19 protein-coding genes, 1 rRNA gene and 1 other annotated feature are annotated in these 19,090 nt (G+C 37.5%); all 20 genes read left to right on the forward strand.

Features of this window, described 5'->3' with window-relative positions; genetic code table 11:
• A 5S ribosomal RNA gene (gene rrf / locus ACFPM4_RS14030) occupies window positions 1-102 on the forward strand; the annotation flags it as partial.
• Between the two features lie 2,105 nt (window positions 103-2,207).
• Complete coding sequence (locus ACFPM4_RS14035) at window positions 2,208-2,669, forward strand: CtsR family transcriptional regulator (protein ID WP_382352896.1); 462 nt, start codon at window positions 2,208-2,210, stop codon at window positions 2,667-2,669.
• 94 nt (window positions 2,670-2,763) lie between these two features.
• The gene (locus ACFPM4_RS14040) at window positions 2,764-3,306 is read left to right on the forward strand and encodes a UvrB/UvrC motif-containing protein (RefSeq protein WP_144924610.1); all 543 of its coding nucleotides are present in this window, start codon (window positions 2,764-2,766) and stop codon (window positions 3,304-3,306) included.
• Window positions 3,306-4,394 (forward strand): protein arginine kinase, encoded by a 1,089-nt coding sequence (locus tag ACFPM4_RS14045; protein ID WP_382352899.1) that lies wholly within the window; start codon window positions 3,306-3,308, stop codon window positions 4,392-4,394. Before ACFPM4_RS14040 ends, ACFPM4_RS14045 begins: the two co-directional genes overlap by 1 nt.
• Window positions 4,391-6,829 carry an ATP-dependent protease ATP-binding subunit ClpC gene (gene clpC, locus ACFPM4_RS14050; RefSeq protein ID WP_382352902.1) on the forward strand — a complete coding sequence of 813 codons (2,439 nt, stop codon included), beginning with the start codon at window positions 4,391-4,393 and terminating at the stop codon, window positions 6,827-6,829. Before ACFPM4_RS14045 ends, clpC begins: the two co-directional genes overlap by 4 nt.
• 73 nt (window positions 6,830-6,902) lie before the next feature.
• Window positions 6,903-8,276, forward strand: coding sequence for a DNA repair protein RadA (radA, locus tag ACFPM4_RS14055; RefSeq protein WP_382352905.1), 1,374 nt, complete (start codon window positions 6,903-6,905; stop codon window positions 8,274-8,276).
• Window positions 8,277-8,468: 192 nt separating this feature from the next.
• The gene (locus tag ACFPM4_RS14060) at window positions 8,469-9,560 is read left to right on the forward strand and encodes a PIN/TRAM domain-containing protein (protein WP_144924598.1); all 1,092 of its coding nucleotides are present in this window, start codon (window positions 8,469-8,471) and stop codon (window positions 9,558-9,560) included.
• Window positions 9,561-9,579: 19 nt separating this feature from the next.
• Window positions 9,580-10,257 carry a 2-C-methyl-D-erythritol 4-phosphate cytidylyltransferase gene (ispD, locus tag ACFPM4_RS14065; protein ID WP_382352909.1) on the forward strand — a complete coding sequence of 226 codons (678 nt, stop codon included), beginning with the start codon at window positions 9,580-9,582 and terminating at the stop codon, window positions 10,255-10,257.
• A gap of 39 nt (window positions 10,258-10,296) precedes the next feature.
• Window positions 10,297-10,785 (forward strand): 2-C-methyl-D-erythritol 2,4-cyclodiphosphate synthase, encoded by a 489-nt coding sequence (gene ispF / locus ACFPM4_RS14070; RefSeq protein WP_382352912.1) that lies wholly within the window; start codon window positions 10,297-10,299, stop codon window positions 10,783-10,785.
• Between the two features lie 40 nt (window positions 10,786-10,825).
• Complete coding sequence (gene gltX, locus ACFPM4_RS14075; RefSeq protein WP_382352915.1) at window positions 10,826-12,289, forward strand: glutamate--tRNA ligase; 1,464 nt, start codon at window positions 10,826-10,828, stop codon at window positions 12,287-12,289.
• Window positions 12,290-12,320: 31 nt separating this feature from the next.
• Window positions 12,321-12,549: a binding site (T-box leader), on the forward strand.
• Between the two features lie 114 nt (window positions 12,550-12,663).
• Window positions 12,664-13,320 carry a serine O-acetyltransferase gene (gene cysE / locus ACFPM4_RS14080; RefSeq protein WP_382352918.1) on the forward strand — a complete coding sequence of 219 codons (657 nt, stop codon included), beginning with the start codon at window positions 12,664-12,666 and terminating at the stop codon, window positions 13,318-13,320.
• Window positions 13,301-14,698, forward strand: a complete 1,398-nt coding sequence (gene cysS / locus ACFPM4_RS14085; RefSeq protein WP_382352921.1) for a cysteine--tRNA ligase — start codon at window positions 13,301-13,303, stop codon at window positions 14,696-14,698. Before cysE ends, cysS begins: the two co-directional genes overlap by 20 nt.
• A 3-nt stretch (window positions 14,699-14,701) precedes the next feature.
• Complete coding sequence (locus tag ACFPM4_RS14090; RefSeq protein ID WP_144924579.1) at window positions 14,702-15,112, forward strand: Mini-ribonuclease 3; 411 nt, start codon at window positions 14,702-14,704, stop codon at window positions 15,110-15,112.
• The gene (rlmB, locus tag ACFPM4_RS14095) at window positions 15,109-15,855 is read left to right on the forward strand and encodes a 23S rRNA (guanosine(2251)-2'-O)-methyltransferase RlmB (RefSeq protein ID WP_382352924.1); all 747 of its coding nucleotides are present in this window, start codon (window positions 15,109-15,111) and stop codon (window positions 15,853-15,855) included. The genes ACFPM4_RS14090 and rlmB overlap by 4 nt, the downstream gene beginning before the upstream one ends.
• Window positions 15,855-16,364: an NYN domain-containing protein gene (locus ACFPM4_RS14100; protein WP_382352927.1), complete on the forward strand. Its 510-nt coding sequence runs from the start codon at window positions 15,855-15,857 to the stop codon at window positions 16,362-16,364. Before rlmB ends, ACFPM4_RS14100 begins: the two co-directional genes overlap by 1 nt.
• 86 nt (window positions 16,365-16,450) lie before the next feature.
• The gene (gene sigH / locus ACFPM4_RS14105) at window positions 16,451-17,083 is read left to right on the forward strand and encodes an RNA polymerase sporulation sigma factor SigH (protein WP_144924616.1); all 633 of its coding nucleotides are present in this window, start codon (window positions 16,451-16,453) and stop codon (window positions 17,081-17,083) included.
• 79 nt (window positions 17,084-17,162) lie between these two features.
• Entirely contained in the window at window positions 17,163-17,312 is a 150-nt protein-coding gene (gene rpmG / locus ACFPM4_RS14110; protein ID WP_144924571.1) for a 50S ribosomal protein L33, read from the forward strand.
• A 41-nt stretch (window positions 17,313-17,353) separates the two neighbouring features.
• The gene (secE, locus tag ACFPM4_RS14115) at window positions 17,354-17,539 is read left to right on the forward strand and encodes a preprotein translocase subunit SecE (protein ID WP_382352930.1); all 186 of its coding nucleotides are present in this window, start codon (window positions 17,354-17,356) and stop codon (window positions 17,537-17,539) included.
• Between the two features lie 162 nt (window positions 17,540-17,701).
• Complete coding sequence (nusG, locus tag ACFPM4_RS14120) at window positions 17,702-18,235, forward strand: transcription termination/antitermination protein NusG (protein ID WP_144924565.1); 534 nt, start codon at window positions 17,702-17,704, stop codon at window positions 18,233-18,235.
• Window positions 18,236-18,396: 161 nt separating this feature from the next.
• On the forward strand, window positions 18,397-18,822 hold the full coding sequence (gene rplK / locus ACFPM4_RS14125) for a 50S ribosomal protein L11 (RefSeq protein ID WP_144924562.1): 426 nt from the start codon (window positions 18,397-18,399) through the stop codon (window positions 18,820-18,822).
• The last annotated feature ends 268 nt before the right edge of the window (window positions 18,823-19,090 follow it).

A 19,090-nucleotide genomic window follows, 5' to 3' on the forward strand; every position in this document is an offset into this window, starting at 1 on the left:
GCGAAGAGGTCACACCCGTTCCCATCCCGAACACGGAAGTTAAGCTCTTCAGCGCCGATGGTAGTGAGGGTTCGCCCTTGTGAGAGTAGGACGTTGCCAGGCAAGTGAAAGTCATCTTCTGAGGAAGGTGGCTTTTTTGTATTTTTTAGTTATACCGAAGGTATAAGAGTAACGCAGTATATGCAAAGTAAGGCGAGAATCAGGAGGACCAAGAAGATCAAGGAATCAAGGGAGAGAGACTCGCAATGGGCTATGCCCATGAGAATCGAGCGAGCGCCGATGACGCCGAGATTCGCCGGTCATCGTGATTCGTAGCCCGAACACGGAAGTTAAGCTCGCGCGCCGATGGTAGTGAGGGTTCGCCCTTGTGAGAGTAGGACGTTGCCAGGCAAACGAAAGTCATCTTCTGAGGAAGGTGGCTTTTTTGTGTTTCATGGTAATTATTAATGGCATGAAGACAAAGTTCTAGAAAAACAGGAATAACTGTCCTCATAATGAAGATATGAAGACAAATTTCTCTTAAAATACTCAAAAGTGTCTTCATACTGATGATATGAAGACAAAAAACCTATAATTTTAATAAAAGTGTCTTCATAACAGCCGTATGAGGACAATATTTTGAGAAAAGTGTAAAAAATGTCTTCATAATGCTCATATGAAGACAAATCCATCTTAAATTTTACGAAAGTGTCTTCATTATGCTTGTATGAAAACAAGATATTAAATAATTATAAAAAACTGTCTTCATATGATAATGCAGAGAACAGAACATTCTTATTTATGATTCCCAAAGAGAACAAATTCCTTCTGGAAGGAATCTAAATCGAGCGAGCGCCGATGACGCCGAGATTCGCCGGTCATCGTGATTCGTAGCCCGAACACGGAAGTTAAGCTCGCGCGCCGATGGTAGTGAGGGTTCACCCTTGTGAGAGTAGGACGTTGCCAGGCAAACGAAAGTCATCTTCTGAGGAAGGTGGCTTTTTTTGTGTTTGGTAAAATGGAATGAAGAAAATCAGTCATACAATAAAGCCCAAATTAATGGATGTATCGAATTAAGGTATCTATTTTGAGGGAATAGTGCCCAAAAAAAAGAAAAAGAATGGAAGAAGTCACTATTGAGGTCGAATAGTGCCCAAGAACTAAAAAAACAGCAAAAGAGGTCACTATTATGCCTGAATAGTGAACAAAAACAAGTAAAAAAGGAGAAAAGGTCTCTATTACGACGGAATAGTAACCAATAGTAAGAAAAAAAGCAAAAGAGGTAACTATTGTAGTTGAATAAACCCCAAATAAATTGGAAAATGAAAATTTGGATCTATTTAAGTAGAACAGATACAATAATTAGGAAATGATTAATTACAATCACTATTCAGTAGAGAGAAATTATGTTTGATTCCCGATAAGAAGGTGATCCCTTCAAGAAGGGAATCAAAGTCATTGTATGATTCCCAAAAGGATAAGGATCCCTTCAGGAAGGGAATCAAAACCGCTTTATGATTCCCAAAAAGAAAAAAATAACTTAAGAAAGGAATCAAAAGGGTGCTATGATTCCCAAAAGGTAGAATAAACCCTTCAGGAGGGAATCAAACCCTCTGTATGATTCCCTAAATATGAAAAACTTCTTTAGAATGGGAATCAAACCCTCCCTCTGATTATCCAAAAGAGTGAAATCTCTCCACAAGGTAATCAGACACGTCATCTGATTCCCAAAAGATAAAAAGTCTTCTCAAAAGGTAATAAGAATCCTTATCTGATTCCCAAACGATAAAAAACCCCTCCAGAAGGTAATCAGATTCCTTCAGAATCCCCAAACACTAAATTCTGGTTCTACTTATTTGCTCTCCAAGTTACAATAATTCACTGATCCAGAAAGTAGTCAGTTACACTCTTTAATAATCAAAGGAAGTGCAATTTTCCAATAAAAACACACCCAAAAGCAATCATTTTCTAGCTCAGATTCCCATCAGGATCCCCACAAGTTCCTCCAGAAGTAAAAGTCTACCTTTCTTCTAACATTCATTTAAGAATAAAAATTAAATCAAACTCACATATCGACTTTATCATCATTTATTTCTCCGTATATGGTTTTGATTTTGTAGGTGTGGTTAAAATAATACTATGTGTGATAATTGCCAATTAGATGCTCTCTCTTGTATAATTAAGTCAAATATAGTCAAAGTCAATCATGCGTATAGGAGGCTTTTTCAATGCGGAATATATCCGATGTGATTGAGAGCTATTTGAAAAAGGTGCTTGAGTTAAGTGATAGTGAGATTATTGAGATTAAAAGAAGTGAAATAGCAGATAAATTTCAATGTGTTCCATCACAAATTAATTATGTTATTAATACTAGGTTTACGATTGAAAAAGGGTATATGGTAGAGAGTAAACGTGGTGGCGGTGGATACATTCGCATATCAAAAGTGCAGACACATAATAAAGCACATTTGATTGATCAATTAATAGCATTAATCGGAAGAAATATTTCACAAACAAATGCTCAAGACGTAGTTTTTCGCTTATTAGAGGAAGAAGTCATTACTAAGAATGAAGCAAAGTTAATGCTAACTGTTATGGATCGCTCCGTTATATATATCGATCTTCCGATGAGGGATGAATTACGAGCTCGAATGTTGAAGGCTATGCTCCAATCCATTAAATATCAATAGCGTTGTATGGATGAGTAGCGAGTAGGGAAGCACATTACGCTGAAGATCCAGTAAAATATAGCAAATATAAATTTAAGAAGGTTAGGTGAGAGAGATGATATGCCAGGAATGTAACGAAAGGCCGGCTACTTTACATTTTACTAATATAGTAAATGGGGAAAAGACAGTAATTCAGCTTTGCGAAAAATGCGCTAAAGAAAAAGGAGAGTTATTTTTCGCAGCGGGAACTTCTGGCTTTTCATTTAATGATTTGTTAGCTGGTTTTCTAAACCTTGATCCGGCTTTACAACAAGCAAAATCACAACCACTTACTCAAGGAATCACTCAATGTGATGCTTGTGAAATGACGTTCCAACAATTTATCAAGGTTGGCCGTTTTGGTTGTCCGCATTGTTATAAGGCGTTTAGCCGGCAAATTTCACCTATATTACAAAGAGTGCAAAGTGGGAATACGGTGCACGGAGGAAGAGTTCCCAAAAGAATTGGTGGCTCTATTCATATAAAGAAAGAGATACAAAACTTAAAGGAAGAATTACGAACGCTCGTTGAAAATGAAGAATTTGAGAAAGCTGCAGAAGTTCGAGATCAAATCCGATCCCTCGAAAATAATTTGAAAAATGAGGAGGGAAATAGGTAATGAGTCTAGAAAAGTTTCTTCATAAAGCTGTTAGCTCATGGATGAGTGCAGAAGGACCAGATTCTGATATTATTCTAAGCTCTAGAATTCGGTTAGCAAGGAATTTACGCAATCATAAATTTACTATATTGTTTAGCAATGAGGAAGCTAGGGAAATACTTCTTAAAGTACAGGAAGTGACGCGTCAAGGTGCTTTTTATCCTTATGGGGATATGGAGCTTTTAGAAATCGATGAAATGAAAGCATTGGAAAAAAGGGTGCTTGTAGAGAAACATTTAATTAGTCCTCAATTAGCGGAGAATTCCTCAAATGGTGGCGTTGTTCTCTCTGAACAGGAAGATATTAGCATTATGGTTAATGAGGAAGATCATATTAGGATTCAATGTATCTTTCCAGGTTTTCAATTAATGGCTGCATTAGAGCGTGCGAACGCCATTGATGATGTATTAGAAGAGAAAATTGATTATGCTTTTGATGAACAATTAGGATACTTAACTAGTTGTCCAACAAATGTTGGAACTGGATTACGCGCTTCCGTAATGGTCCATCTTCCTGGGTTAATTTTGACAAGACAAATGAACCGAATTATTCCAGCTATTAATCAATTAGGACTTGTTGTAAGAGGGATTTATGGAGAAGGTTCAGAAGCTCTTGGAAATATATTTCAGATTTCCAATCAAGTCACTCTAGGGAAGTCAGAGGAAGATATCGTTGGCGACTTAATGAGTGTAGTTAGACAAATAATTGCACAGGAAAGGTCGGCTAGAGAAGCATTAGTAAAAACATCTAACATACAATTAGAAGATAGGGTGTTTCGTTCTTACGGGATATTAGCAAACAGTAGAATTATTGAAACAAAAGAGGCTGCTGAATGTTTATCTGACGTAAGATTGGGCATAGATGCAGGATATATCAATCATTTGTCGAAGAACATTTTAAATGAATTGATGATTTTAACGCAACCGGGATTTTTACAACTATATGCAGGTGGACCTCTTCGACCTGCTGAGCGAGATATAAAAAGAGCAGCATTAATTCGTGAGCGTCTGAAATTAGATAAAAGAGACAGTGAGGAGGAAATATTATGATGTTTGGCCGTTTTACAGAGAGAGCACAAAAGGTATTAGCATTATCTCAAGAAGAGGCAATTCGCCTTGGACACGGCAATATTGGTACAGAGCATATTTTACTCGGACTTGTTAGAGAAGGGGAAGGAATTGCCGCAAAAGCTCTATATGGTCTTTCTCTCAGTCCAGATAAAATTCAAAAAGAAGTAGAAAAGCTTATTGGTCGTGGGGATGAGAATTCCCAAAACATTCATTATACTCCGAGAGCAAAGAAAGTAATAGAATTATCGATGGATGAAGCTAGAAAATTAGGTCATTCCTATGTTGGTACAGAGCATATTCTCCTTGGTCTTATCCGTGAAGGAGAGGGAGTAGCAGCGCGTGTATTAACAAATTTAGGAGTTGGCCTAAATAAAGCTAGACAACAAGTATTGCAGCTATTAGGTAATAGTGAAGCTAATAATCATTCGGGATCTGGAGCGTCAAACGCAAGCACTCCTACACTTGATGGACTTGCACGTGATTTAACTGCAACTGCACGTGAAGGCAGTCTAGATCCTGTAATTGGAAGAAATAAAGAAATTCAGCGTGTTATAGAAGTGTTGAGTAGACGTACTAAAAATAACCCTGTACTTATTGGAGAACCAGGTGTTGGTAAAACAGCGATAGCGGAAGGACTCGCACAACAAATTATCAATAATGAAGTTCCAGAAACATTACGTGATAAGCGAGTGATGACCCTTGATATGGGTACGGTCGTTGCCGGAACTAAATACCGTGGTGAATTTGAAGATCGTCTAAAGAAGGTAATGGATGAAATTCGCCAAGCAGGAAATATCATTCTATTTATTGATGAACTTCATACATTGATTGGTGCGGGTGGTGCAGAAGGTGCAATTGATGCATCCAATATATTGAAACCATCATTAGCACGCGGAGAACTACAATGTATTGGTGCTACAACTCTAGATGAATATCGAAAATATATTGAAAAAGATGCTGCACTAGAGCGTCGTTTCCAACCAATACAGGTTGACGAACCGACAATTGAGGAATCTATTCAAATTTTAGAAGGATTAAGAGACAGATATGAAGCACATCACCGTGTTTCTATTACAGATGATGCCATTAAGGCAGCAGTTACCCTTTCTGATCGTTACATTTCAGATCGATTTTTACCAGATAAAGCAATCGATTTAATAGATGAGGCTGGATCAAAAGTTCGTCTTCGTTCTTATACGACACCACCTAACCTAAAAGAGCTCGAGGTAAAATTAGAGACTATACGGAAAGAAAAGGACGCAGCAGTTCAGAGCCAAGAATTTGAAAAAGCTGCATCATTACGTGACTCTGAGCAACGTCTTCGTGAAGAATTAGAAGCAACGAAGAAAACTTGGAAAGAAAAACAAGGGCAAGAAAATACCGAAGTAACAACAGAAGACATCGCAAGTGTGGTATCAAGTTGGACCGGTGTACCAGTTTCAAAACTTGCATCCACTGAGACAGAGAGATTATTAAAACTAGAAGAAATCTTACACTCAAGAGTAATTGGGCAAGAAGAGGCAGTAAAATCAGTAGCAAAAGCAGTACGGAGAGCAAGGGCTGGACTAAAAGATCCGAAGCGACCAATAGGGTCATTTATTTTCCTTGGACCTACTGGCGTTGGAAAAACGGAACTTGCTCGAGCATTAGCAGAGTCTATGTTTGGAGACGAGGATGCATTAATTAGAATAGACATGTCAGAATACATGGAGAAGCATTCGACTTCCAGACTAGTAGGTTCACCTCCAGGATATGTTGGGTATGAAGAGGGTGGCCAATTAACGGAAAAAGTTAGACGTAAGCCGTACTCTGTTATATTACTAGATGAAATTGAAAAAGCACACCCAGATGTGTTTAATATTTTACTACAAGTGCTAGAAGATGGGCGTTTAACCGATTCTAAAGGAAGAACGGTTGATTTCCGTAACACAGTACTCATTCTAACATCTAATGTTGGAGCGGAAGCATTAAGACGTAATAAATATGTTGGCTTCAGCATACAAGACGGGGAACAAGACTACAAAGATATGAAATCCAAAGTAATGGAAGAATTGAAAAAGGCATTTCGTCCAGAATTCTTAAACCGAATTGACGAAACTATTGTCTTCCATGCCTTAGAAAAGCCACATTTACAAGAAATCGTCACATTAATGGCGAATGAATTAATGGTACGATTAAAAGACCAAGATATACATTTAGAAATTACGGACGAAGCAAAAGCGAAAATCGCAGATGAAGGCTTTGATCCGGAATACGGTGCAAGACCATTAAGAAGAGCAATTCAAAAGTTTGTGGAAGACCGTCTATCAGAAGAACTACTGAAAGGCAGCATATCAACTGGTCAACATGTTGTCATCGGAGTTGAAAATGGAGAGTTTACGGTCAAAACAAAACAAGAAGAAGCAATGTCATAAATATAAAATGGGATACACCTTTCTAGTGTGTATCCCATTATTTTCATAACAGGTTTGAGAAGGTGAAAAAGCAATGGCCAAAAAAAAGACTAAATTTATGTGCCAAGAATGCGGTTATGAATCTGCAAAATGGATGGGCCGCTGTCCTGGTTGTGGAGAATGGAACAAGATGGTTGAAGAGGTGGACATAGTCGGGAAACAGCCTAAAAGATCCTTTCAACATACAGAACCAGGAACACAGTCAAAAGCAACTCCTATTACAACTATTGAAACAAGACAAGAGCCTCGTGTTACAACAAAACTAAAGGAATTAAATCGAGTATTAGGTGGAGGTGTAGTACCTGGATCCCTTGTATTAATTGGAGGTGACCCAGGAATAGGAAAATCCACATTACTTCTCCAAGTATCATCCCAATTAGCAAATACGAATAAAACAGTCCTCTATATTTCAGGTGAAGAATCGGTAAAACAAACGAAACTGAGAGCGGATAGGCTAGATGTCTCGTCACCTGAGTTATACATTTATGCTGAAACAAACTTAGAATTCATTCATGAAACGATTGAATCACTATCACCATCTTTTGTTGTAGTCGATTCTATACAAACCATTTACCATCCTGAAGTCACTTCTGCTCCGGGGAGCGTATCCCAAGTAAGGGAATGTACTGCTGAATTAATGAGAATAGCTAAAACAAAAGGAATTGCTATTTTTATAGTAGGGCATGTAACGAAAGAAGGTTCCATTGCGGGCCCCCGTTTATTAGAACATATGGTAGATACTGTTTTGTACTTTGAAGGAGAGAGACACCATACGTATCGGATTTTACGTGCGGTAAAGAATCGTTTTGGATCCACAAATGAAATGGGCATCTTCGAAATGAAAGAGAGTGGATTAGAGGAAGTTATGAACCCATCGGAAATATTTCTCGAAGAAAGGTCAGAAGGTGCATCTGGATCTACAGTAGTAGCATCGATGGAGGGCACTAGGCCAATTCTAGTAGAAATCCAAGCTTTAATATCGCCGATGAGTTATGGACAGCCGCGGAGAATGGCAACAGGTATTGATCATAATCGCGTTTCTTTGTTGATGGCTGTATTAGAAAAACGGGCAGGTTTGCTATTACAAAATTATGATGCATATTTAAAGGTTGCGGGTGGAGTGAAATTGGACGAACCAGCAATTGACCTATCCGTAGCAATTAGTATTGCGTCGAGCTATAAAGATAAAGAAACACGAGCAACAGATTGCATCATTGGTGAAGTAGGCTTAACTGGAGAGGTACGACGTGTTTCTAGAATAGAACAACGTGTACAAGAGGCAGCAAAGTTAGGGTTTAAGAGAGTAATCATACCTGCCAATAATATGGGAGGCTGGACAGCTCCTGCAGGAATTCAAATTATTGGTGTTCATAATATCGCAGAAGCGTTACAAATGGCTTTTGAATAATCAATGTGTATTACTTCACATTAAATAAATTGACATTGGTGTTAGTTATTGCTATTTTTATGATGTAAATACAAATATATTGTAAATAGTGGAAGAAAATGTAATTGATATTACATTTATAAAATATTTAATTATGTCACGGTTTTAAAGTTATGTAATTGTTTATAATTATAATAGGAGGTGAAGGAATGTATGTTAAGACGCATAGTTCAAATATGTGTATTTATACTAGGCGGTACGCTAGGTATATTTTTAATTCCGGATTTACTAAAACTAGTTAAGTTTGATCATCTTAATTTTATTAATAATGCTTACGTATCAGCCGTTTTAGGTGGAATTATTTTTTATTTAATTTTCTTCTGGGCGATAGATTACATTGTAAATGCAGTAAAATGGTTAGAAGATCGAATAGTAAAAGCTCCTATAACGGATATTCTTTTTGGGAGTATGGGATTAGCATTTGGTTTACTAATTGCCTTTTTGGCAGGCTTAACGATAAATCAAATGGCAATACCTATTTTAGATACGTTTATACCTATATTATTAACTTTACTCCTGGGCTATCTTGGATTCCAAGTGGGCTTTAAGAAACGTGATGAGTTAACAAGTCTTTTTTCTATTAATCGTGCTAATAAAAAGCGTGGTGTAGAAAGTACAGAAGAAGTGAAAGATTCCACACATTTTAAAATCCTCGATACAAGTGTCATTATTGATGGGAGAATAGCAGATATTTGCCAAACAGGATTTTTAGATGGTGTTATCATCATTCCACAATTTGTATTGGAAGAACTACAACATATTGCAGATTCATCGGATGCCCTTAAGCGTAATAGGGGACGTAGAGGATTAGATATATTAAATAAAATTCAAAAAGAGTTAAAGATTCAAGTGGAAATGTACGAAGGCGATTTTGAGGACATACAAGAAGTAGATAGTAAATTGGTGAAACTGGCGAAATTAATGAATGGAACAGTTGTAACAAATGACTTTAATCTAAATAAAGTATGTGAATTTCAAAATGTGAACGTTCTAAATATAAATGACCTTGCGAATGCAGTGAAGCCTGTAGTCCTTCCTGGCGAAGAGTTAAATGTACAAGTAATGAAGGATGGGAAAGAATATAATCAAGGTGTCGCATATCTAGATGATGGCACAATGATAGTTGTCGAGGAAGGTAGAAATTATATTGGTAAGCGATTAGATGTAATCGTCACAAGTGTACTACAAACTTCGGCAGGACGAATGATTTTTGCTAAGCCGAAATTATTAGAAAAAGCTTTATAAGATAGGGGAACAAGTTTTAATGAGCTATCAAGTAATTATTCCAGCAGCAGGGTCAGGGAAACGGATGGGGGCTGGCTTTAACAAATTGCGTTTAGAGTTAGCGGGTAGCCCCATTATTCTTCATACATTACATGTATTTATATCAGACCCAGAATGTAGTAAAATCATTCTTGTTATAGATTCACGTGATCAACAATTCTTTGAAGAATTACTAACGAGGAATTTAACAAAAGTAGAACTCGTATACGGTGGTAGTGAACGCCAATATAGTGTATATAATGGACTTCAAGTCGCTGATCAAAATGGAATTATTCTTGTTCATGATGGAGCTCGCCCATTTATAACCCACGCTACTATAAAAACCCTTGTGGAAACGGCATCAATGAGTGGTGCTGCAATTGCAGCAGTCCCAGTCAAAGATACAATCAAAAGGGTAGAAGGTCTGGAAGTGGTCGAAACGTTAGAACGATCCAGCTTGTGGCAGGTGCAAACCCCACAAGCTTTTCGTTTTTCTGTTTTGCATGAAGCACACAAGAAAGCAAGAGATGAAAACTTTTTAGGCACGGATGAAGCATCTCTTGTTGAAAGAATAGGATATCCAGTTAAAATTGTAGAAAGTGACTATGATAATATAAAATTGACTACACCTGAAGATTTGTTTTTTGCAAATGCAATACTAGAAAAAAGACAAAGATAAAATAATGATATCGTTGTGTTTTGAAGGGAGAAACAAACTATGTTTAGAGTTGGGAACGGCTTTGATGTGCATGCGTTTGCCGAGAATCGCCCATTAATCATTGGTGGAATTGAGATTCCTTATGAAAAAGGCCTAATTGGACATTCTGATGCAGATGTTCTCTTACATACTGTAGCGGATGCATGTCTCGGTGCAATAGGAGAAGGTGATATTGGGCGACATTTCCCTGATACAGATCCTAATTTTAAGGATGCCGATTCAGCAAAGCTTTTACAACACGTTTGGAAGCTTGTTAGAAATAAGGGGTATAAACTAGTAAATATTGATTGTATTATTATGGCACAAAAGCCTAAGATGGCTCCACATATTGAGAAAATGCAGGAGCGGATTGCCGAATTACTGGAAGCGAGTATGGAGCAAGTAAATGTGAAAGCAACGACTACAGAACGACTCGGGTTTGTAGGGCGTGAAGAAGGAATTGCATCTCAAGCAGTTGTTTTGCTACAAAAGGAAAATGAATTATTGTAAAATAGGTAGAATGAATGGAGATTGTTGAGGAGGAAGTTCTATGTCGAGCGATGTTAGAGTGCGCTATGCACCGAGTCCAACAGGACATTTACATATTGGTAATGCACGTACAGCATTATTTAACTATTTGTTTGCCCGCAATTTAGGGGGAACATTTGTCATTAGAATTGAGGATACAGACCAAAAAAGAAACATTGAAGGCGGAGAGCAAAGCCAGTTAACGTATTTAAAATGGCTTGGAATAGATTGGGACGAGAGTGTTGATAAGGATGGAGGTTATGGTCCATACCGTCAATCTGAGCGAAATGATATATACAAGAAATATTATGATGACCTCCTGCAACGTGGTTTAGCATATAAATGTTACTGCACAGAGGAAGAACTGGAAGCGGAAAGAGAAGCGCAAATAGCAAACAGTGTCATGCCTCGCTATTCAGGAAAATGTGCTAACTTAACAAAAGAGCAACAAGAAAAACTAGAAGCAGAAGGTAGAACACCTAGTATTCGCTTTAAAGTACCTACAGGTAAAGTGTATACATTCCAGGACATGGTGAAGGATGAAGTTTCCTTTGAATCTGATGGGATTGGCGATTTCGTCATTGTCAAAAAAGACGGCATTCCAACATATAATTTTGCTGTTGCAATTGATGATCATTTGATGAAAATTAGTCATGTCCTCCGTGGTGATGATCATATTTCTAATACTCCTAAACAATTAATGATTTATGAGGCATTTGATTGGGAACCTCCAATTTTCGGCCATATGACATTGATTGTAAATGAGAGCCGTAAGAAACTAAGTAAACGTGATGAGTCTATCATTCAATTTATAGAGCAATATGCTGAATTAGGATATTTACCTGAAGCATTATTTAACTTTATTACATTACTTGGTTGGTCTCCACAAGGAGAAGAAGAAATCTTCTCTAAGGAGGAGTTTATTAAGATTTTCGATGCGAAGCGGTTATCGAAATCTCCTGCTTTGTTTGATAAGCAAAAACTTCAATGGATGAATAATCAATACATGAAGAAGCTTGCACTTGAAGATGTAGTGGCTCTTTCACTCCCACATTTAGTGAAAGCTGGTATTGTTAGTGAGAACCTAACAGAAGAAGAGCGTGACTGGGTAACGAGATTAATTGCACTTTATCAAGAGCAAATGAGCTATGGTGCAGAAATTGTGGAACTTTCTAAGTTGTTTTTTACGGACGAAGTAGACTATGATGAAGAAGCACAAGCAGTACTAGACGAAGAACAAGTTCCGGAAGTGATATCGGCGTTTTATCAAGAGATTGATGCACTGGAGAATTTTGTTGCAGATGAAATTAAAAAAGCAATAAAAGCAGTACAAAAATCTACTGGGCAAAAAGGGAAGAAATTATTCATGCCGATTCGTGTAGCAGTAACAGGCCAAACTCATGGTCCAGAACTTCCAAACTCTATCGAATTACTTGGTAAAGAAAAAGTTAAATCTCGTCTTGATCGTTTGATGATTAACAAATAAGTGAAAATGTAATATATTATTGTTATATATTAGGAAAACGTGGATGAGGAGAAGTAGATAAACGATGCTGAACAGAGAGAACCGCCATTGGCTGAGAGCGGTCCCGGCCTCTCGCTTTATTGAATTGCACCTCAGAGTCTTACACCGAACGATTGATTCCAGTAGGTGCAAGCGGTACTCTTGTCGTTATCAAGAAGGAGCTGGGATTCTCTAGTATTAAGAATCCAACCAGAGTGGAACCGCGCTAAGGCGTCTCTGTTTTATACAGAGGCGTCTTTGTTTTATTATCATTTATTTTTTCTACTATGTTGTTTGCAGCGGAGAATTAGCAGATGAGTGTTTAATGGAGCCTATATATATCGGGGTGAGGGGAATTGTTTAAGCGAATAAAAGAAGATATAGACACGGTATTTGATCAAGACCCTGCAGCACGTAGCAGTTTAGAAGTAATCTTAACCTATTCGGGTTTACATGCTATTTGGGCACACAGAATTGCACATGCATTTTATAAACGGAGAATGTATTTTATTGCAAGGATCATCTCCCAAATTGCTCGTTTTTTTACAGGAATTGAAATTCATCCTGGTGCAACCATTGGTCGCCGATTTTTCATTGACCATGGAATGGGAGTTGTGATTGGGGAAACATGTATAATTGGCAATAATGTAACAGTGTACCAAGGTGTAACCCTTGGAGGAACTGGTAAAGAAAAGGGGAAACGTCACCCAACAGTGAAGGATAATGCCCTAATAGCAACTGGTGCAAAAGTGCTTGGAAATATTACGATAGGGGAGAACTCGAAAGTAGGAGCGGGTTCTGTTGTGTTAAAAGACGTACCAAATAACTCAACCGTTGTGGGGATACCAGGTAGAATTGTAATACAAGATGGTGTCAAAATAGGTAAGGATCTAAACCATAGTGACTTACCAGATCCAATGCTAGATAAGTTCTTAGCATTGGAAAATCAAATAATACAGTTACAGAAGGAAATAGAGAAGGGAGCTGTATATAATGACAATAAAAATTTATAATACACTAACTCGTAAAAAAGAAGAGTTCGTTCCAATAGAAGAAGGAAAAGTGAAAATGTATGTATGTGGCCCTACCGTATACAACTATATTCATATAGGGAATGCAAGACCAGCAATTGTTTTTGATACTGTTCGCCGGTATTTAGAATATAGGGGCTATGATGTGAACTATGTTTCTAACTTTACAGATGTAGATGATAAGTTAATTAAAGCAGCTAATGAACTTCAATCCGATGTACCAACTATTGCAGAAAAGTTTATTGAAGCATTTTTTGAAGATGTAACTGCATTAGGATGCAAGCGAGCAAATCTACATCCTCGAGTAACGGAAAATATGGATGTAATTATTGACTTTATCGCAACTTTAATCGAAAAAGATTATGCATATGAATCGGAAGGCGATGTTTATTATCGTACTAGGAAATTTGAAGGCTATGGTAAGCTCTCTCATCAATCTGTAGATGATTTGAAGGTAGGTGCTAGGATCCAAGCGGGAGAAAAGAAAGAAGATGCACTTGATTTCACGCTATGGAAGGCTGCCAAAGAAGGTGAAATATCATGGGATAGTCCTTGGGGATTGGGTAGACCAGGCTGGCATATTGAATGCTCTGCTATGGCAAGAAAATATTTAGGTGACACCATTGATATTCACGCAGGTGGTCAAGATTTAACATTCCCACACCATGAAAATGAAATTGCACAGTCGGAAGCATTAACTGGGAAGGAGTTCGCTCGATACTGGATGCATAATGGTTACATCAATATCGATAATGAGAAAATGTCAAAATCGTTAGGTAACTTTGTCCTTGTTCATGACATTATTAAACAAATTGATCCACAAGTACTGCGTTTCTTCATGTTAGCAGTACACTATCGAAATCCGATCAACTATACGGATGAATTGCTACAAAACGCAGGTGCAGGACTGGAACGTTTGAAAACATCTTACCAGAATTTAAAACATCGACTAGATGTGAGTGCAAATCTGGCAGAAAATGATGATGCATGGATTCAAAAGATTAACGAATTAATACATGAATTTGAAACAAAAATGGATGATGATTTTAACACTGCAGATGGAATCTCTGTTTTGTTTGAGTTATCAAAGCAGGCAAACTATTACTTAATAGAAAAAAATACGTCAACGAACGTAATTTCGACCTTCATGAATACATTTGAAACACTATTTTCGGTATTAGGTTTACAACTAGAAAAAGAAGAATTGCTAGACGAAGAAATTGACCGCCTTATTGAAGAACGTTTAGAAGCTAGAAAGAATCGTGATTTTAAACGAGCAGATGAGATCCGTGATCAACTAAAAGAACTAAATATTATACTAGAAGATACAAGACAAGGTACTCGATGGAAGCGAGGCTAAAAAATGGTGGAAGCTGATTACAAACAAATGAATGGCCTAGCGTTAGCTTATGTAGGTGATGCCGTATATGATCTTTTTGTACGGCACCACCTATTGAACCACGGTATTACAAAGCCAAACCGCCTACACCGTGAAGCAACTAAATATGTTTCAGCGAAAGCACAGGCGAAAATCCTGAAATATATGGTGGATACATCTTTTTTAAAAGAAGAGGAAGAACACGTAATGAAGCGGGGAAGAAATGCTAAGTCGGGTACTATTCCGAAAAATACAGATGTACAAACATACCGCTATAGTACTGCCTTTGAAGCTGTGCTTGGTTGGGTATACTTGTCAAATAACAAGGAAAGATTAAATGAGATTTTACAAGCAGCTATTGATTTCATAGATAATGAGAGGGTGAAGCTAGTATGAGCCAAGAATGGATTGCAGGAAAGAACCCGATTATAGAAGCACTTAAGTCAGAGCGTGATATTAATAAAATTTGGATTGCTGAAGGGGCGCAAAAGGGTCAAATGCAAGTAATTTTAAAGCTTGCGAAACAAAATGATGTGCTTGTTCAGTATGTCCCTCGACAAAAAATAGATCAACTCTCGAAGGAAAACCATCAAGGCGTAATTGCTCAAGTAGCCGCTTATCAATATGCAGAGGTAGATGATATGTTTAACCTAGCTGCAGAAAAAGGGGAAGATCCATTCTTCTTGATACTTGATGAATTAGAAGATCCCCATAATCTTGGATCCATACTTAGAACAGCAGATGCAGTAGGTGTACATGGAATTATCATTCCGAAGCGTAGAGCGGTTGGATTAACTGCAACCGTAGCGAAATTATCTACAGGAGCCATTGAATATATACCGGTCGTGAAAGTAACAAATATCGCTAGAACAATTGAAGAATTAAAAGAACGTGGAATTTGGGTTTTCGGTACAGATGCAAAAGGAAGTCAAGATTATCGAAGGATGGATGTTACAATGCCGATGGCCCTTGTAATAGGGAGTGAGGGAAAGGGAATTGGTCGTTTAGTAAGAGAAAAGTGTGATTTCCTAGTCCACCTTCCAATGTCAGGACATGTTACATCTCTAAATGCTTCCGTAGCAGCAGCCCTACTTATGTATGAAGTGTATCGTAAACGGAACCCACTTGAGGGATCATAATGGACATCCTACTCGTTGACGGTTACAACATTATTGGAGCATGGCCGGAATTAATAGAATTAAAAAACAGAAATCTTGCGAATGCAAGAGATCGATTAATAGAAATTATGGCGGATTATCAAGGATATACAGGATCAAAAGTAATTATTGTCTTTGATGCCTATGAGGTAAAAGGGATAGAGAAAAAATATAAAAAATATAATGTTGAAGTGATATTTACAAAGGCAGAAGAAACTGCAGATGAGCGTATTGAGAAGCTAGCAAAAGAATTAAATAATATTAAGACTCAAATTTATGTAGCAACTTCTGATTATACAGAACAGTGGGCAGTATTTGGTCAAGGAGCTTTAAGGATTTCGGCTCGAGAACTATTGATAGAAGTGCAATCTGTCGATCAAGAAATCGAATGTAGTATTGAAAAAACAAAAGAACAAATATCTGCAACAAGGATCCAACTAAGTGATGGAATAGCTGCAACATTTGAGAAATGGCGGCGTGGGGAGAAATGATAGGTTGACGTTAGAAAATTCTGTCATGTATAATGATTATATCGATGGTTTATAAGTGGGGGATTACTGTGATCTCAGATATCAGAATGGACGATGGCATCAGATATGATTTACTAGAAGATGAAGAATTGGTCGAACTGATTCATGAAGGAGAAAGTGAAGCACTAGACTACCTCATTAACAAATACCGCAATTTTGTTAGAGCAAAAGCAAGATCATACTTTCTTATAGGAGCAGACAGAGAAGACATAGTGCAAGAAGGAATGATTGGTCTTTATAAAGCAATTCGAGACTTTAAAGGTGATAAACTTGCATCTTTTAAGGCTTTTGCTGAACTATGCATTACTAGACAAATCATCACCGCTATCAAAACCGCAACCCGCCAAAAACATATTCCACTTAACTCATATGTCTCATTGGACAAGCCTATTTTTGATGAAGAATCGGACCGGACATTAATGGACGTTATTTCAGGTGCAAAATTTTTAGACCCGGAAGAGTTATTAATTAACCGCGAGAAACTTAGCAATATAGAAGGAAAAATGATGGAATTACTAAGTGATTTAGAGCGAAAAGTCCTTGCGCTTTATCTAGATGGTCGTACTTATCAAGAGATTTCAGATGAGTTAGATCGTCATGTAAAGTCAATTGATAACGCTTTACAAAGAGTGAAAAAGAAATTGGAACGCTATTTGGAAATTCGTGAATTAAGTAAATGATTCTTAACCACTTATTGACAGGGACAGGCATCCGTGATATTTTTGAAAAGATATAATCTTATAAAGCGGGTGTATTAATGTGAAGGGAAAAGTAGCATTAGCCTGTGGAGAATGTGGTTCAAGAAATTACTCTACAACTATTAATAATGAAGCGGTTTCAAAACGATTAGAATTGAAGAAGTTTTGCAAACACTGCGATAAACACACAATTCATAAACAAACAAAATAACGACTTCATTTATATATGTAAAACACTTGGAGGTTCAATTTATGGCAAGCATAACCCAATTCTTTCGCAATGTAAGCTCAGAAATGAGAAAAGTAAGTTGGCCAAAGAAGAAAGAGTTAACTAATTATACTATTACTGTTATTATTACTGTTGCAATTTTAGCTTTGTTTTTTACAGGAACTGATTTGGTATTTTCTCGATTAATTGAATTTTTATTAGGTATATAGAAAAGTATAAAGCTATAATTAACATATTAACTTGTATATTATGCCCGTTCTCATGGTATAATGGGAATTATAGTAAAAAATGTCTTCAAAGCCCGGTTAACGGGTTTTTTCGTTTGGCTAAAAAAGAGTTTGTTGGGAGGGAAGGACGTAGAGTCCTATTAAATGGAAAAGCACTGGTACGTCGTTCATACCTATTCTGGCTATGAGAATAAAGTGAAAGCAAATCTTGAAAAGCGCGTAGAATCAATGGGTATGCAAGATAAAATCTTTCGAGTAATCGTCCCAGAAGATGAAGAAACAGATATAAAAAATGGTAAGAAAAAGGTAGTAAAAAAGAAAGTATTCCCGGGCTATGTTTTAGTTGAAATTATTATGACTGATGATTCTTGGTATGTTGTACGAAATACACCGGGTGTAACAGGGTTTGTCGGTTCATCAGGATCTGGTTCAAAACCGACTCCGTTATTACCTGAAGAAATTTCTTTTATTCTCAAACGTATGGGAATGGAAGAAAAACGTGTAGATGTACAGTTTGAAAAAGGTGAAACAGTAACTGTTAAAGAAGGACCGTTTGCTAACTTTACTGGTAAGATTGAAGAGCTTGATCAGGTAAAAGGAAAGGCAAAGGTTATGGTTAATATGTTTGGACGTGAAACACCTGTAGAGCTTGACTTTGAACAAATTGATAAAATATAAATGGAAACAGCTTGAAATCCATTTTGAAAAGTGGTAATATCTTTTAGGTCAGTAAGTCTCGTTAGGGTGACCTGAACGATAGATTTAATGGTGTGTTTTTATATTATGAGTGGGAGGGTAAAACCCTATTACCACATCACGGACTTAAGGAGGTGTGTCTCGTGGCTAAAAAAGTAATTAAACTTGTTAAATTACAAATTCCTGCGGGCAAAGCAAATCCAGCTCCACCAGTTGGACCGGCTCTTGGTCAAGCAGGTGTAAATATCATGGGATTCTGTAAGGAGTTTAACGCTCGTACAGCAGATCAAGCTGGTTTAATTATTCCAGTTGAAATTACTGTGTTTGAAGATCGTTCTTTTACATTCATCACAAAAACTCCACCTGCTGCAGTATTACTTAAAAAAGCAGCTGGTATCGATTCTGGTTCTGGTGAACCGAATAAAAAGAAAGTTGCAGTGGTTAAACGTGATAAAGTACGTGAAATCGCTGAAACAAAAATGCCTGACCTTAACGCAGCTAGCGTTGAAGCAGCTATGTTGATGGTAGAAGGCACTGCGCGTAGCATGGGAATCACAATCGAAGATTAATCAGATCTTGTAACAGTAAGGGGAGGCTGCTTAACCCAGCCTTCCCTTACTAATGAGCGCACTCTTGCGCTTTTCGATTGTCTAGCTCTGACGCCTAGCCCCTCGAGGTCAAATAACCTGAGGCAATAAAAGTCGAAGATCTGACTTTTATGCCTCAGAACATTTGCTTGTCGTGGCTGAGCAAGGCGTCTTCGCTTTTCGATTGTCTAGCTCCAGTCGGCAGGGGCTTGGGGTCAAATAACCTTCAGCCAATGAAGTTAAAAAACAA

The organism is Lederbergia graminis (genome assembly GCF_042655485.1).
Lineage (GTDB): Bacteria > Bacillota > Bacilli > Bacillales > Bacillaceae_C > Lederbergia > Lederbergia graminis.

Excerpts from the sequence above, each read along its gene's own strand:
- ACFPM4_RS14035 (WP_382352896.1), top strand. The coding sequence starts at position 2,208 with ATGCGGAATATATCCGATGTGATTGAGAGCTATTTGAAAAAGGTGCTT.
- cysS (WP_382352921.1), top strand. The coding sequence starts at position 13,301 with ATGACAATAAAAATTTATAATACACTAACTCGTAAAAAAGAAGAGTTC.
- secE (WP_382352930.1), top strand. The coding sequence starts at position 17,354 with ATGGCAAGCATAACCCAATTCTTTCGCAATGTAAGCTCAGAAATGAGA.
- radA (WP_382352905.1), top strand. The coding sequence starts at position 6,903 with ATGGCCAAAAAAAAGACTAAATTTATGTGCCAAGAATGCGGTTATGAA.
- sigH (WP_144924616.1), top strand. The coding sequence starts at position 16,451 with ATGGACGATGGCATCAGATATGATTTACTAGAAGATGAAGAATTGGTC.
- ACFPM4_RS14060 (WP_144924598.1), top strand. The coding sequence starts at position 8,469 with ATGTTAAGACGCATAGTTCAAATATGTGTATTTATACTAGGCGGTACG.
- ispF (WP_382352912.1), top strand. The coding sequence starts at position 10,297 with ATGTTTAGAGTTGGGAACGGCTTTGATGTGCATGCGTTTGCCGAGAAT.
- ACFPM4_RS14040 (WP_144924610.1), top strand. The coding sequence starts at position 2,764 with ATGATATGCCAGGAATGTAACGAAAGGCCGGCTACTTTACATTTTACT.
- nusG (WP_144924565.1), top strand. The coding sequence starts at position 17,702 with ATGGAAAAGCACTGGTACGTCGTTCATACCTATTCTGGCTATGAGAAT.
- rlmB (WP_382352924.1), top strand. The coding sequence starts at position 15,109 with ATGAGCCAAGAATGGATTGCAGGAAAGAACCCGATTATAGAAGCACTT.
- ACFPM4_RS14090 (WP_144924579.1), top strand. The coding sequence starts at position 14,702 with ATGGTGGAAGCTGATTACAAACAAATGAATGGCCTAGCGTTAGCTTAT.
- gltX (WP_382352915.1), top strand. The coding sequence starts at position 10,826 with ATGTCGAGCGATGTTAGAGTGCGCTATGCACCGAGTCCAACAGGACAT.
- ispD (WP_382352909.1), top strand. The coding sequence starts at position 9,580 with ATGAGCTATCAAGTAATTATTCCAGCAGCAGGGTCAGGGAAACGGATG.
- ACFPM4_RS14100 (WP_382352927.1), top strand. The coding sequence starts at position 15,855 with ATGGACATCCTACTCGTTGACGGTTACAACATTATTGGAGCATGGCCG.
- ACFPM4_RS14045 (WP_382352899.1), top strand. The coding sequence starts at position 3,306 with ATGAGTCTAGAAAAGTTTCTTCATAAAGCTGTTAGCTCATGGATGAGT.
- clpC (WP_382352902.1), top strand. The coding sequence starts at position 4,391 with ATGATGTTTGGCCGTTTTACAGAGAGAGCACAAAAGGTATTAGCATTA.